Consider the following 16,185-nt stretch of genomic DNA (forward strand, 5'->3'; position numbering starts at 1 on the left):
GCGGCGGAGGGCAGCGTCGGTGGCGTCAACCAACGCGGCGGCGTCTCGCAGGACCGCGGCGGAGCGGGGCGTCACCGGCGTTCTCCGCCGAACAGACGACCGAAGAGCGAGCACTTCGCGGCAGGTTTCGCGGCGGACCCCGACGAATGCGAAGTGCGGCGGACGGAGGGTTCGCCCCGCCCCGTCGCCTCCCGCGGGGTCCGTGGCGGCGGGGTCGGATCGGCAAACGGGTCGAGCCGCATGGGGGCCAACACGCCGCCCCCAGCCCGCGGGTCGGCGGGAGCCGACGGCGGAACGAACCCGGGATCGTCGTACGCGGGAGGGGCGGGCGGCGGCGGGGCGTCGCCCGGGCCGAATCGGCGTTCGTCAGAAAGGGACTCGAAGGCCGGTCCGTGAGCGTAGGACGCACCGATCAGTTCCGGCTTTTCGAGCACGGCGGTCGGGAGGCCATCGACGGCGCCCCGGCCGATGATCACTTGCTCGCTGGTCAGCAGTTCGCCGGTGGCCCGCTTCAACTCCGTCATGGCGAGGTTGTAGGTGATGCGGCTGGTCAGCAGGCCGACTTCCGCCTCAGCCAGCCGATCCTGAGCGTCCAGCAGGCTCTCGAGCACCAAACTCGCCGTGCCGCCTTCACCGGGGAGATGGATCCAGCGTTGGGTGACGTAGTCGAGCTGCACCTCGGCGGCCGATTTCGCCGCCCGTTTGGCGTCCATTTCGCGGCCGGCGGTGTCCAGTTCCCGGGCGGCGACCTCGACTTCGAGGCTCAACGTCTCCAACGTCGTGCGGTACTGGTTGCGAAGCTGCCGCAGTTCCATCCGCCGGCGGGCGTTCCGGGCTTGGGCGGCCCGGTTTCCTAACGGAACCTCGAACTGCAACCCGATGCTGTAGCTCGGCCGGCCGGCGGTGAACTGGTCGCCGAAGCTCTGTGCCACGTCCCCCTCGCCCCGCAGGCCGCTGACGTAGGCCTCAGTGACGAGGTTGAGGACGGGCAGCAGTTCGCTCTCGCTCATGTCGCAGCGGACGGCGGCCGCCCGGATCTGCCGCATCGCCTGGGAGATCTCGGGCCGTTTCTGAATGGCGACCTCGACCGCCGCCGGGACGGAGACCGGAATGAGCAGCTCGCTCGGCACGTCCGTGGGGATCAGTTCAAGGTCGTTCCCGAACCCGGACCCCAGCGCCGGATCGTTCACCAGCGCCCGGATGCGGCCCTCGGCGTTGCGGACGGCGGCCTCGGACCGCACCAACTCCGCCCGCCGGGCGGCGACGGCGGCCTCGGCCCGGGCGATCTGGCTGGCGACGGCATCGATCTCCCGCCGCAGGTTCAGCCGCCGGGCGATCTCCTCGGCGCGTGCCAGGCTGGCTCGTTTCTGCACCAGCACGCTGCGCTCCAGGCTCAACCCCCAGTAGGCCCGGGTCACTTCCAGCAGGTGGCTTTGCAGCTGGCGGTGGAACTCGTCGGTGGCGACGTCGGTGTCGATCGTCGCCAGCACGGTGAGCGCCGTGTTGTAGGCCAGCCCCTGACCACGCATGAGGGGGTGCGTGTAGGAGAGACTCAGCCGGGTCGTGCCCTGCTGGTCCGGTTGGAAGAAGGTGCTGTTCGTGTCCTGCCAACCGAGCCGCTGGGCGGCTTCGACGCGGCCGCCAAGTCGGTTGCGACGGCGGAGGCCGGCGGAGCCGGCGAGGTGGTGGTCCTCGAACCGCTCCGCGCCGCCGGTCGTCAGCGTGTTGCCGACCGGGTCGGTGACGTCGTCCCAGCGGCCCTCGGCGAAGGTGTGCCAGTCAAAGGCGGCGTCGGCCTCGGTGATGCTGGTCCGGCGGATCTCCGGCAGTTCCGCGAACACCCGGATCTGGGCGCTGTGATTCACGGCCCGCGCCAGCAGGTTTTGCAGCGTGATCGGGACCGTTTGGCCGGTCCGTAGCGGAGCGGCGGCGTCCGCCGGCGGAACCGTCATCGCCGCCGCCGTGTCCGCTGCGGGAGCCTCGGCGATCATGAAGACCGGCCCGTCCACTGCCAAGACCGGGATCTCCCCTTCCTGTCCGAAGGCCGCGGGAGCGAACAGCAGCGGACCGGCCGCGAGGGCGGCGACGGAGCGGGCGGACCGTCGATGCGGGTGGGGCATGGCGTGAGCGTCCGTGCGTGACGTCCCGCCCGACGGCGGGGGATGAGTAATACGGGCGGCCCTCCGTACCCCGCACCTTCGGCGGTCGGCGTCGATTGCGTTCACAGAGATGATCGCCGCGACGCCGCCCTAAGGAATTTCCTGATTCCGCCGCCCGCACAGTTCGCCGTAGCGCCGTGTCCCGCGGCCGTCCCGCGGCCGTCCCGCGGTCGATCGGGTCGCCGATTCGTGCGACGCGATCGAGTCGCCGCCGCGGGCGTCTGTCACGCCTGCCCGGCGGTCGCCGAGGACGCGGCGAGCATCCAGGGGCGAACCTGCGTTCCGGTCCCCAGCGGATTCCGGTTCGCCTGGTGGGCGGCGTCCAGACGCTGGCCCGCGGCTCCGCCCAGCGCTCCGCCGACGGTCGAGTTCTCCGTGAAAAACAGCGTGGCGTGGGTGACCGGGTGGAAGAACCGCCGCAGCGCGAATTGGGCGTCCGCCCCGTTCACTCCGGGTCCGGTCGCGCCGACGGCGGCGGTGCGGCTGAACTCCATCCGCTGCGGCTGCTCGTAGAACACGGTGCCGGGGAAGCTCATCAGCCAGTTCCCCGCGGTGTCGGCGAGCACCTGGCGTTCGGCGACGACGCGGCCGTCCGCGTCGTACACCCGGGCCGAGAGCAGCGTGCCGGGCTCGGCCGTCCCGCTGAACATCGGATCGACCGACGCCCGCGGGATCAGGCTGGAGAACGGGCGCCGCGTCGGCAGCAGCCCGCCGAGCGGCTTGCCGGGGCTGTCGGTGGCGTACCGATCGCCGCCGTTTCTCGCGGTCGCCGCGGTCGTCGCACCGAACCCTCCTTCGAACCCGCCGCCGAACGCTCCGAAACCACCCGAGCCGCCCGCATCGTTCAGGGGGCTGTTGAGCGAATCAAAGGCGAACGCCGGCGCCGCGGTCACGCTCGTGACGTCGCGGCCGCGGTTGTTCGCGGGCGTGGGGTCGGCGCCGTTGGCGCCGTCGTCGGTCACGGCAACGCGGTGCGTGAGGTCGTGGTCGCCGCTTTCGAGATCCTCGGGGATGGTCCCCGTCACCTTCAGCACGATCGTGCCGCCGTCGCCGGCGAGTTCAGCGAAGTCCCACCGGATCGTCCCCGCGGACGCGTTCACGACGCCTCCGCTCGTCGCCCGCACGTTCGTCAGCAGGTCCGGCGGGAACTCGTCGGTGAGAACCACCCCGGTTCCGTCCTGCCCGCCGACGTTCCGCAGGGTGATCGTCCAGGAGATCGTCTCGCCCGGCTTGGCGGCGTCGAGCCGATCGGTCACGGTCACGACGTAGTCAGGGGCCGCGTCCAGCGGGGTCGGCTCGGCCTCGACGTTGTTCGACGGCGTCGGATCGGCTTCGGCGGGGTTGCCGGGGGAGGCGACGTCCGCGACGGTCGCGGTCGCGTCGAACTGCTCCCGCAGCGCCGGCTGCCGCGAATCGACCAGCACGCTGAACGGCACGGTCGCGGGCGTGCCGGGGGTCACCGCCCCCACTTCCAACACGGCGAACCCGTCGCCGCGGTCGACCCAGCCGCCTGCGATCGCGTCGTCGGACAGCGTCGTGCCCTCGGGGATCGTGTGCACGACCCGCACCGCATCGGCGGTTTGCGTGCCCACGTTCGACACTGTCACCGTGTATTCGAGAATCTCCCCGGCGTAGGCGTCGAGGTCGTGGTCGGTCGTGTCGACGACGAGGTCCGGCACGGCGTCGAACCCAAGCGCCGTGATCACCTGATCGGTCACCGGCCCGGTCAGCGGGGTGCCGGCGCCGTCGTCGGCGAGCGTCGCGGTCGCGTCTTCTTCCTCCCGGTCGGCGATGACCGGGTCGGCGACGGTGGTGGCGAACGTGATGGAATCGGACGAGCCGGCGTCTACCTGGTCGAGGTCCAGCGTCCAGACGCCGCCGCCCTGGTCGACCCAGCCGTCCGCGGCGTTGCCCGGGGCGCCGACGGTTCCCGGGGGAACCACGAACGTCAGCGTCGTGCCGCCGGCGTGCTGATCGCCGACGTTGGCGAAGTCGAGGGTGTAGGTCACCGTCTCGCCGACCTCCGCGTCCGTTTTGTCCGGAGTTACGGAAAGCGTGAGGTCCGGGGCGGCGGTCAGCGGGTCGCTGTCGGCGGCAGCGTTGTCGGCGGGGGTGAGGTCCGGTTCGGCCGTGCCGGCGTCGGCGATCGTCACTGTCGAATCGATCGTCTCCCGGCCGGCGGTCACCGGGTCGTCGACCGTCACGCGGAACAGGACGGAACCGGCGGGGTCGTCCGCCGGCAGATTGCCCAGCGAGTTCGTCCAGACCCCGCCGCTTTCACCCCAGCCGCGGAGTTCGTTGACGGCCCTGTCTGCCGCGGAGACCGTCGTGCCGGCGGGCGGGGTGAGCGTCAGCGTGGCGTCTGCGGCGTCCTGGTCGCCGAGGTTGTCGTAGCCGACGGTCAGATCCAGCGTTTGGCCGGGGACCAGTCCGGCGTCGCCGTCGTCGACCGTCACGGCGAGATCTACGCGGGCGGTCAGCGGGGTGGTCTCCGATTCGGCATTATCCGCCGGGGCCGGGTCGTCGCCGTTGGTCCCGTCATCCTCGATCGTCGCCGCGGCGACGATTTGTTCCCGCAGGGCGTCGGCGGTGTCGTCCACGATGACGGAGAACGTCGCCGTGCCGTTCGCCCCGCTGCTCAGCGGGCCGACGGTTTTCTCGTACACGGCCAAGCCGTCGCCATTCGTCTCCCTGAACGTCCAGCCGCGGGCGTCGTTGGCCGGGTCGTAGCTCGTGCCGGCGGGGACGGTGTGGGTGAGGACCACGCCGGTCCCGTCCTGCAGGTTCGGCTTGTTGCCGTAGGCGAGCGTGTAGGTCAGCGTCTCGCCTGGCAGGACGGCGTCACCGTCGGCGACGTCGTCGGCGGTGGTGACGAAGTAGTCCGGGGCGGTGGAGAGGACGTCGACGTCGGAGTCGTCGTCGTCCGCGGCGTTCGCGTCCGGGCCGCTGTTGCCGTCGTCGGCGATGGCGACGGTCGCCGTCAGTTCGTCCGCGGTCGAGGGGACGGTGTCGTCCACCCGCACCGTGAAGGAGGTCGAACCGTTCGACGCCCCGGCGGCGTCGAGGTCGCCGACGGCGAGCGTCCAGGTGCCGTCGCCCTCGTCCGTCCAGAGCGCCGCGGTCGCGGCGTCGACGGTCGTGTGCGGCGGCGGGGTGACGGTCAGCACGGCGGTCGTGCTGTGCTGGTCGCCGGCGTTCCCGTAGGTGATCGCGTACGTCAGCACGTCCTGCGTCGTGGCGCTGGCCCGGCCGTCGTCGATCGTGGCGAACAGGTCCGGGGCGGCGTCAACGGCGTCGGTGTCGGACCGCACCGTATCGGCGGGCGTGGGTTCGATCTGGTCCATCGTGGCGCTCGCCGTCAGCGTCACGTTCTCTTCGCCGGCGCGGGCGGGGTCGTGTGCCTGGACGGTCACGGCGAGGGTCACGGACGAACCGGGCGTCAGGGCGCCGGTCGGCGTCCAAGTGAGCGTCCCGTCGCTGGCGACGGCCACGTTCGCGTCGTCGTCCGTGCCGGTCAGCGAATAGACGTCGCCGTCGATCGGCAGGTCCACGCTCACGCCGGTGGCGTCCGCGGAGTTCGGCCCGCCGGAGTTCGTTACGGTCACGAGATAGGTGCGGCTTTGGCCCGGGGCGACGTCCGTTTCGCCATCGGTGATGGTGACGGACAGGTCCGGGTTCTTGACCGTCAGCGGGTCGGCGTCGCCGTCGGCATAGTCGTTCACCGCCCCGGCCCCGCCGGTCCGTTCGCCGGTTCCGGCGCCGTCCAGGCTGGTCCAGGTGAGGTCGGCGTCGTCGTTGAACGTCGTGCCGATTTCGTTCGGGTCGCTGGTGACGACCGCGGTGAACGTCACCTCGATCGTCCCGCCGGGGGCCAGTTCATCCAGCGTGAGGTCCACCGTCTGACCGGCGGTGTCGTCCGAGAGCACGCCCGCGGCGCTGGCGACGGCGACGCCGTTCACCTGCACGGAGCCGGCGTTCAACGTCACGCCGTCCGGCAGCACGTCCGTCACCCGCAGATCATGGGCGGTCGCGTCGCTGCCGGGGGCGTGTTCGAGGGTGAGAGTGTAGGTGACGGTCTGGCCGAGTTGCGGCGTGTCGTCATCGACCTCCGTGTCGATCGTCAGCACCGGTTCGACCACCTCCACCGCGGTCGGGCTGCTGTCGGCGGTGTTCTGCGCGGCGCCGGCGGCCGTGTAATCGAGCCGAGCCGTCGAGCCGAGCGACGTCGGCGTCACGGCCGTGCCGTCGTTCGACGCCACGTTCAACACGCGAGCTTCGTAGAGGATCACGAAGGTCTCCGCCGCGGCGTCGTCACGGTCGGCGTTCGTCAGCGTGCCGAGGTCGAAGCTGAGCGCCTGGTCCGAGGCGGTCCCGTCGCCGGTCACGGTCGGGGCGAAGTCGGCGGCGAGGAACGCGGCGGAGTTTCCGTCGGCGTCTTCGTCGCTGGAGACCGCCGTCGTCGCGGCGCCGTCCGAGAGCGCTTCCACGGAGACCACCCGCACGAATCCCAGGCCGGCGTCGAGCGTGTCCGCGATCACCGCATCGGCGGTCGTGCCTTCGGGCACGGTCACTTCGAGGCGATAGGTGACCAGCTCCCCGATCACCGCGTCGGTCGCCCCGTTACCGTTTGCGGCGTCGGTCACGGAGGTGCCGACCAGCGATTTGACGAACGCCGGGCGGTCGACGGCGAAGGTCGGCGCGGCGGCCGACGCGGCGTAGTCATTCACCCCACCGGCGCCGGTCCGCTCGCCGGTCGGCGCGCCGTCGAGGCTCGTCCATTGCACGGCGGGCGTGTGAGCGATCGTCTCGCCGGCCTCGGCGTCTTCGTCGACGGTCGCGTTCAGCGTGACGGTGAGGTCTTCGGCGAGAGCCAAATCGACGCTCTGTCCGGTCTTCGTCCGCAGCGTGTTCGTCGCCGCGTCGTGCTCGAACCTGTCCGACACGTCGCCCAGCGTGGAGTGACTGACGGAGAAGCCGGTGACGGTCAGCCCGTCCGGCAGCGGGTCGGCGAACGTCACGTCGAAGGCGTCCGTCTGGCTGGCGTTCGCTCCGCCGGCGTGGTCCACGACAATCGTGTAGACGACCGCCTCGCCAGCGTCGCCGGCCGCGTCGCCGCCGGGGTCGGTCGCGGTCACGGCGACCGTCAGCCGCGGTTCGAGCACCGTCACGTCGCCGGCCTGATCGGCGGCGGTTTGGGTGTTCGATCCGTTCAGGTTCCAGCGAAAGCGGGCCTCGGTCCCGTCGAGGACGGTCGGCGTTTCCCCCTGCACCGCGGCGACGTTCTTCACCCGGGCCGTGTAGACCAACTCGACGGTCTGCGGGCCGCCGGCGTCGCCGGGCGGGTTCGTCAGCGTCCCGAAGTCGAAGGAGAGGTCGTTGCCGGTCACGGTCGGGGCGAACGTCGATTCCGTGCTCGTCACGTCGCCGCCGAACGTCACGGACTGCACCGCGTCGAACTCCAGGTTCGCATCGAGTGAATCCAGAATGGTCGCCTGATCCGCCCGGCCCTCCGGCAGCGTGACGGTCACGCGGTAGGTGACCAGTTCGCCGACGACCGCTTCGTCCAACGCCGCGTTGTCCGTCGAATCGACGGAGGTGCCGACGCGTTCTTTCTGAATCGTCGGGCGGTCGAGGGTGACGGTCTCGGCGTCGGTTTCCGTCTCGCTCCGTCCGCCGGCGCCCGCCAGTCCGTCGAAGGTCGCGGAGGCGGTGTTGCTCACTTCGTCGCCGAACGCGGCGCCGTCGGCGAGCGTCGCGTCGAACGTGACCGTCAACGTCTGGCCCTGCTCCAGCCGGGACAGGTCGACCCGCAGCGTCGCGTCGCCGACGCCGTTCCCGGCGGCGACGGCCGCCCCGAGATTCGTCGTCACCGTGCCTGCGACCAGCGACAGGTCGGCGTCGGTTAGCAGATCAGTGAGAACCAGATCGCGGGCGTCCGCCGCGCTGGCGGCGGTGTGCGCGACGGTGACGGTGTAGCTCACCGTGTCGCCGCCGTCGCGGTTCGCGGCGACGGTCGCAGTCTTGGTGACGAGCAGGTCCGGCTCGGCGACGTTCACAGTTACGGCACCGGAGGACTGCGGGCCGATCGGGTCGCCGGCGGCGTCGGCATCGCCGACGACGTCCAGCGTCGCCGTGTTGACCAACGCGGTGCGGCCGGGCAGCTTGCCCTCGTTGGAGACGCGGTCGGTCACGACGGCGTCGACCAGCAGCAGGAAGCGGTTCGCCGAGGCGTCGTTGTCGGCCGGCATGACGATCTCGCCGACGCTGAACGTTACGTCCGCCCCGTCGGCCGCGCCGCCAGAGACAGTGAAGGCGGCGGCGTCCAGCGGAGTGCCTGTCGCCCCGCCGTACGTCCCGTCGAAGTCCGCGGAGAGCAGCGCGGCGCCGCCGTCCGGCGTCGAACCGGTGACCGTGGTGACGACGCGAAACCCGCTGTATTGCAGGCCGTCCGGCAGCAGGTCGGCCAGCGACAGCCCCGCGGTGGTGCCCTCAGGCAAGTCCACGACGAGGGCGTAAGTGACGGTCTCGCCGATCGCCGCGTCGCTGCCGCTCGTGCCGGCTTCGTCGGTCGCGAAGAGCACCTTGGCGAACTGCGGCGGCGCCGTGGTGAGAGTCGCGGAGCCGCTGTCGGAATCGTCTCGCTCGTCCGTCCCCTGATCGCCGGCGCGGGTGGAGTAGTCGGCGGTCGCGGTGTTGGCGATCGTCCGGTTCGGTCCGACCGCCTGCGTGAGCTCTGCCGTGAAGGTGAACGTGACGGAATCGCCCGCCGCCAGCGTCGCCCCCGTGTAGCTCACCACGTCGCCGGAGAGCGAATAGGCGAAGCCGGCCGGCGTCGTGCCTTCGGTGATGTTCTCGAACAAGCCGTCGGCGAGGTCGTCGGCGATCGTCAGGTCGAAAGCGTCCGCGAGGCCGGCGTTCTCTAAAGTGAAGGAGACCGTGACCGTGTCGCCCGCTTCGGCGCCGGTTCCCGGGGTCATCGATTTCGTGACGGTCAGATCCGGCTCGACGACCGTGACGGCGCCGGCGTTGCGGGTCGCCTCGGCGGTCCCGTCGCCGTCGGTGTCGAAGGCGGCTGAGTTCGTCAGCGTCGTCTGGGAGCCGGCCGCCTTGCCGGCGTTGGTCCCCACGTCGGCGACGCGGGTGCGAACCAGCAGCAGGAAGGTGCCGTCGTTTCCGGCCCCGGCTTCGTCGCCGGGGTTCACCGTGATCGTGCCGAACGCGAACCGCACGTCGTCGCCGGCGGCGTCGCCGTTCAACGTCGCGTCCACCGTCGGGGCCAACACGGTGCCGTTGAAGTCGGCGTCCAGCAGAAACGTGCCGGCGTCGTTCTGACTGGCGGCCCGGGTCGTCACCAGCGTGAACGATTCGTAGTCCAGCCCGGGCGGGATCAGGTCGGTGATCGTCAGGTTCGTCGTTTCGCCCTCGGGCAGTTCGACCCGCAGGGCGTAGGTGACGAGTTCGCCGACGGTCGCGTTCGCCCCGCTCGTGTGGCCGTCGGAGGTGGCGAACAGGCTTTTGCCGTAGACCGCCGCGGGCACGGACAGGCTGGCGGACGCCCGCTGGCCGTAGTCGTCGACGCCGGAGCTCGTACCAGCCGCGTGGTCGTGATCGGCGCCGGTGCGTTCGCCCTCGGCGGCGCCGGGAGCGGTCGCGTAGGTGCGGCGGGCGCCGTCGTCGTCGTGGGCGGCGGCGTCCGCGTCGAGGGTTCGCAGGTTCGAAGAGGTCGCCGCGGAACCGGCCCAGTCGGCGGTCTCCTCGCCGTAGTCGCCGTCGAGGCTGGTCCAGGTGAGGTCGCCGTGGTTCGCGATCGTGTCGGAGGGGGAGACGTCGGCCGTCAGGTCCGCGTCGAACGTGACGGTGATCGTCGACCCGCCCTCCATCGCATCGGCCGTCACGGTGTAGCCGTCAGCCGTCCCGTTGATGACGCCGACGGCGTTCGTCACGCCGGAGGCGGAGGGCGTGACGGAGAGGTTCCGCAGATTCTCCAGTCCGGGCGGCAGGGCGTTCGCCAGCAGCACGTCGAACGCCGTCCCGCGGGCCGCGGCGTCATCCGCGGTGAGGGTCAGCGTGAACCGCACGGTGTCGCCGGCGTCCGCCTCCGCTTTGTCGCGAGACTGCGCCACGGTGACCAACGGTTCGGCGATCCGCACGGCGACGCTGTTGCTCGTCGTGGTCGCCACGGCATCGGCCGACGCCTCGAACGCGCCGGCCCGGTTCGTTCCCTGATCGTTGCCGGCCGCGTTGGCGGCGACGGCGTTGAACTCGACCACCACGAACTCCCGGTTCCCGTCGTCGTCCCGGTTCTCAAGCGTGCCCAGGTCGAACGTCGGATCGTCCCCGGCGTTCCAGCGGTCCGGGCCGCCGGCGGACGAGACGCGGGCGTCGTCCAAGGCGAACGCCGGCCGCAGGCTCCACGCGTTCGTCTCGTCGCCGGTCTGCTGCGGGGCGGTCCCCAACCCGTGCGCCCCGCTGCTGGTCAGGTTGCCGTCGGAGACGAACCCGACGGTCGCGGTGCCGTCGTCGAGGTAGGTCATCCCCGCGGGCAGCAGGTCTTTCAGCTGGAAGTTCTGGTGGGTGCCCTCGGGCACCTCGACCATCATGCGATAGCGGACGATCTCGCCGACCGTCACCCGCTCCGTCCCGCCGACCTCGCCGGTGTGCGATTCGCTGGTGGCGACGATCCGCTTCTCCAGGGCGAAGGGCCGGGTCGCGGCGCGGGCGGCGTCCTGGCGGTCGACGGTCGTGTGGTCCCGGCCGCCCTCGACGCCGGCGTAGTTCGACAGCGTGGCGAGGTTCTCCAGCGAGTCGTCGGACACGTCCGCGGTGACGGAGTCCTTCACCCGCAGGTCGTAGGTGACGACGACCACGTTCGACGCATTGCCGGCGGCGTCCGCGTCCGCTTTGGCGTTGGCGGCGCCGTCGCCGCTGACGGGGTCGTCGACGCGGATGCCGAGCGTGAACAGATCCGCCTCCGTGCCGCCGTCCAGGCCGGTCCAGGTCAGCGTGTTGCCGTTGCCGTCCTGCACGCTCAGGTTCAATCCGCCGGCGGGGATCTCGAAGCCGTCGGGGAGCAGATCGCGGACCGTCAGGTCGTAGGCGTCGGCGCCGCCGAGGTTCTCCAGCACGACGGCGAACTTGACCGAGTCGCCCCCGTCCAAGCCGGCGATGTCCGCGTCCACCGGCTGCGCCAGCAACCCGGCGGAGTCGATGGTGCCCGTAAACGGCGGGCCGCCCAGTCCGGGCATCTTGAAGACGACGCCCGGCGGGCCGACCGGATCGCTGAACTCGACCCCGCCGTCAGCCAACGTATAGACGTCCATCAGCGGATCGCTGGCGACGATCTGCACGACGTTCGTGCGGGCCAGGTCGCCGACGAATTCGATATCGTAGGGAGTGCCGACCACGCCGGGGGCCAGCAGCAACGGGCCGCCGGTTACGACGACGTTGCCCGCGCCGATGTTGGCCAAGCCCTCCAGTTCGGCCTGAATCGCGGAGGCGTCGGCGGTGAACAGGATGTCCCCGGTCGTCTGCCCGTCGAAGGTCAGTCGGAAGTTGGCTCCGCTGGGAGCGCCCTCGGTGACGATCCGCTGCACCTCGTTGCCGCCGCCGTCCGACGACACGGCGCCCTTGGTGATCTGCACGTCCGGCTCGGCCAGCGTGATCTGAACGATTTCGTCCTGGCTGCGGGCGTCGCTGCTGGTGTTCCGCTCCTCGGCCCGCGCGATGTTCGTGAGCTGCAACCCGTCGGCGAACGGAGCGTCCGACACCGTGACCGTGAACAGCAGGTGGATCGTCGTTTGCGGGTCGGCCGTATCGTCATAGCTGCCGAAGTCGAACTTCACCGCGTTGCCGCTCCCGACGGTGATGTCCGCGGAGTCGAAGTAGTCGCTGGTCCCCGGTTTGGAACTGTAGAAGGTGTCGTCCGCCCCCAGCCGCACCGTGCCCGACGGCGGGGCGACGCCCTGGTTCGCCGCGTCGAACGTCCACGCCGGGCCGGCCGAACCGTCGGCGTTCGGGTCGGCGGCGTCGAAGACCGGTTGCGGGAGGTAGTCCGTGAAGGTCAGCCCTTCGAAGTCGCTGCTGGGCAGGTCGTACTTCAACTCGTAGGTGACCGTGTCGCCCGGCCGCACGGTCTGGCCCGGGACCGGCGCGGCGCCGTTGATGAAAGCGACCCCCTTGGCGAACGACCCGCCGACGATGCTCACGCCGGCGGCGCTGGCGTCGGTTTCGGTCGCCAGCAGCGTCGCGTGGTCCCCGTTGGCCCGTGCCACGCCGGTGATATCGACTTGGTTTGAAAGCGAATCGCCGTGGTCGACGCTGCGGTCGCCGGAGGGGAAAGTGTCCGCGAAGTCCTGCTGAACGACGGTGCGGAAGGTGATCGTGCCGGTGGCGGCGCCGTCGGCCCCGACCGCCCGGCCGCCCTCCAGAATGCCGTCGGCGTGCGACGAACCAGCCAGTTCCGCCAACGCTTTGGACAGGTCGAAAGTGAGGGCGGTCCGGCCGTCGCTGGCGCCGTCCTCCGCCCCGTTATCGGCGAAGTCGATGCGGCTCTCGTCGACCAGCAGGGTGTTCGACGCGGCGGTGTCGTCCGCGGTCCCCTCCGGGCTGCCGACGCGGCCGACGTCGAAGTTCCCCGCGGACGTCCCGCCGCGGTCGGTCACGCTGAAGGTCGCCCCGTGGCCGAAGTCGAACCGCTGCCCGTCGCTGAACAGGTCGTCCAGCGTCAGATCGCCGAAGGTGAAGTAGTCCGAAATCTGAAACCGGATCGTGTATTCCAGCACATCGCCGGGCGTGGTCCCGTTGCCCTGCGGGTCCGAGACGACCGCCACGGACTTCTGAACCGCGATCGATTTGCCGTCGAGGACATGCTCCGGGCCGCCGGGGTCCGGGTCGGCGGAGGCGTTGTCCGTAGCGCCGGCGTCGCGGTCGTCGATGGGCGTCCAGTCGCCCAGCGCGGAGGCGTTGTTTTCGATCACGCTGGGCGCCCCGTCGTCCTCCCCGCTGACCGGGATGACCCGGTGCGGCTCCGGGTTCGCGATCAGGTTCCCGCCGGCGTCGTAGGCATCGGCGTTGAACTCCGGGACGTGGAACTCAATCACGACCGTCACGTCGTTCGCCCCGGAGCCGCCGGTGACGCTGCCGACGTTCACCCGCACCCGGCCGCCGCTGGTCGGGTGGGTGGTCGGCGGAGCCTCGGCGACGGTGTGCCCCAACGCGGCGCCGCCGGCCCCGGTCACGCTCACCACGCGGTTGAATTGCAGGTTGTCCGGGAGCAGGTCCGTGACGTCCAGGTCCGTAATCGTCTGCCCGTCGGCGACGTCGACGGTAATCGTGTAGGTCCGCAGGTGGTTCGGCCCGGTGGCGGTTTCGTTTTCCGGCCCGTTGTAGACCTTGGAAAGCGTCATCAGCGACGGCGTGACGGCGCCGGCTTCGCTCCAGGCGGTCGCGTCGGTCTGTGAGTCACTGACGATCGACGGGTCGCTCGCCGGATTCTCCAACGGATCCACGCCGTACTGGAATCCGCCGCGAGCCCGGACCGTGAGAGCCTGGCCGAGGTCCGCCTCGTCGCTGACGGAGGCGGTCAGTTCGATCACGGCCTCCGGCTGCTCCGGGGCGAAGGAGCCGAACGGCAGTTGCAAGACGATCAGCGTATCGCCGGCGTTCCCCGTGATTTCCAGCGGGTCGCCGGCGGCGTCGACGGCGTAGGGATGGAAGACCGTTCCCGTGCCGGCGCCGTCGTCGGGAAAGACGAGTTCCGTGAGCGTCACGTCCGCCCCGAGGTACTTCGCCCCGGTCACCGTGAGGCCGTCGACGCGGTTCGCCCCGCTGGTCGCTCCGCCGACGCCGTCGGTCCCGTTGGTGGGGATGAGCAGATCGATGAACGGCCCGTAGCCGGTCTCGCCGGGCGCCCCGGTGTTGCTGAAGGTCGCGGTGAAGGTGAAGTCCTGCCCGATCGGCACGTCCGCCGGCAGGTCCAGCGCGACGTTCGGCCCGACCGCCAAGACGTGCCGCCAGTCCGCCTGGACTGCCTCCGAGATCGCCCCGCGGGCCTGGATCTCGCCGTTTCGGTATTCCAGGACCCAGTCCCCGCCGCGGGACTCATGCCCGGTGGGATCGTCGCTGGCCGCCACGTCCGCTCCGGTTAGCGTGGCGAGCGAATCGAGCAGTTCCACCCCCTCGGCGCTGCCGGCCAGATCGCAGCCGTAGATCAGCAGGTCGCCGTCGGCGGTCAAGGCGGAACCCCACCCGGCCACCTCGCCCGCGGCGGCTTCGAGGTTCTCCGCCGTCAGCCACACGTCCCCCAACCGCACGGCCCCTTCGTCGCCGTGCGACAGGACGTGCACCGCGTCGATCCCGGTCCGCCCGTCGAGGTACGCCCCGATCTGGGCGAGGCCGTCGCCTTCGAGCAGCACGATCTCGAAGTCGCGATCAGGGTCGCTCTCGGCTTCAAGGTCGGCGAGCAACCGGTCGGCGTCGTCGACGGTCGGGTCGAGGAACACGATCTCCGTGCGGACCGCCCGCTCCGGCGTGCCGGCGCGGGTCGCGGCGGCGTCGCCGGTCATCGCGCCGTCCGCTTGACCGACGGACCGGCGGCGTTCGGGATCCTCGGCGGTGGGCCGCTGGCCGTCATGGGACACCAGCGCGGTATCCGCCGCTTCGGGGGCCGGTTCGTGCTGCGGGCCGGCGGCGTCGGGATCGGCGTCGCCGGCGATCGCGGCGTCGAACAGGCGGCGGTCCTCCAGTTTCTCCAGCAACCGCCGAGGACGAGCGGCCGCTTGCGGGGCGGGACGGCGGGAGAACAGTCGGGCGAACGGGCGACGGGGCATGACGGCGGCGCGACGTGAGGGCGGCCGTCCCGCCCCCGCCCCGGCCCGGGGGTGCGACGGCGGGCCGCCCGAAACCCTTCGGCGCCGTGGCCGCCGGGGTTCCCCCGGTCCTCACGGACGCGGAGCTTTACCATGCCGTTTCTTCAGGCGGGCGAACCCAGTCCGCAGGCCCCGCCGGATCGGACCGACTTTCTGCGATATTCCGTAAGAAAACCCCGCACGGACGGTCCGCGGGCGAAGAAACGACCGGCCGGACCGGCCCTCAGAACGCCGTACCGAGCGGTCGCTCCGTCCCCGGACCGCTCGGCCAGCCGCCGATGCCGGTCCCGGTGAACGGCGGACCGGTCGGTCCATGGAAGGCTGACCCCGGCGAAACCGGCGGCCACGGGCCGAACCCGCGATAATTCGTCGAACTGCCCGGCAGGAAGAACGGCCCGCCGTAGCCGTCCGCCCGGAACCCGGCCCCGCGGTGCAGGTCGAAGGGGTAGCCGAACCGTTTCTGGCCGAAAGCGTAGCCGTCGGAATACGTTGCCCCCGTCCAAGAGGGACCGGCCCAGGTCGGCCCGGTTCCGTGCGCCGAGAGCCCGGTCGGCGGGGCGTAGCCGTAACCGGGAACGTAGCGATTCGGCGAGGCCGGGTACTCCGGTCCCGCGGCGAACGCCGGGGCAAGGACCGACGCGGCACCCCCCGCCGCCGGAAACGATGGCCCCGGCACGGCGCCGGACCGCGAGCCGAGTGACGACCGGTCGTACGCCGACAGATCCAGTGACGACCGCACGGCCCCGGACCGGTCGAACCCGGACCGGCCAAGGTCGCCGGCCGTGGGCGGGGCGGCGTCGGCGGGCGGTACGATCAGCGGGAACGCTGCGAAGGCGGCGGCGAGAGACAGTCGGCGAGCGGGTGACACGGGCGGGTTCCTCGTCTGCTGCGGGCGGAAGCGGGAGCGGACGTTAGCGAAGGCGGGGGGGGCCGCGGCGGCCCGTCGCCCGGCCCCCACGGACGACGGCGTTGCCAATTCGCAACCAACCCGGCCGCCCATACACCTCCCTGCAAAGCGCCGTGGCGAAAAGACAACGCGACCGCAGGCCCGACGCGACGGGCCGCCGTTACGAGATTCCGCCGGCGCCGTCGGCGACGCCCCGTTGCGGCCGGGCGGGGAGCGTCGGCAGCGTCGGGAACGCCCGGTCCCGCGCCGGCGC

The 16,185-nt window shown here is 71.2% G+C and carries 3 protein-coding genes; all 3 read right to left on the reverse strand.

Annotation, left to right across the window (positions count from 1 at the left end; translation table 11 throughout):
* Positions 1-71: 71 nt before the first annotated feature.
* Positions 72-2,120, reverse strand: a complete 2,049-nt coding sequence (locus LzC2_RS15300) for a TolC family protein (RefSeq protein ID WP_171188545.1) — start codon at positions 2,118-2,120, stop codon at positions 72-74.
* A gap of 263 nt (positions 2,121-2,383) precedes the next feature.
* The gene (locus LzC2_RS15305; RefSeq protein ID WP_171188547.1) at positions 2,384-14,986 is read right to left on the reverse strand and encodes an isopeptide-forming domain-containing fimbrial protein; all 12,603 of its coding nucleotides are present in this window, start codon (positions 14,984-14,986) and stop codon (positions 2,384-2,386) included.
* 262 nt (positions 14,987-15,248) lie between these two features.
* Positions 15,249-15,893 (reverse strand): hypothetical protein, encoded by a 645-nt coding sequence (locus tag LzC2_RS15310; protein ID WP_171188549.1) that lies wholly within the window; start codon positions 15,891-15,893, stop codon positions 15,249-15,251.
* Positions 15,894-16,185 lie beyond the last annotated feature (292 nt).

Origin of the sequence: Alienimonas chondri (assembly GCF_013036045.1) — a bacterium.
GTDB classification, from domain to species: Bacteria; Planctomycetota; Planctomycetia; order Planctomycetales; family Planctomycetaceae; genus Alienimonas; species Alienimonas chondri.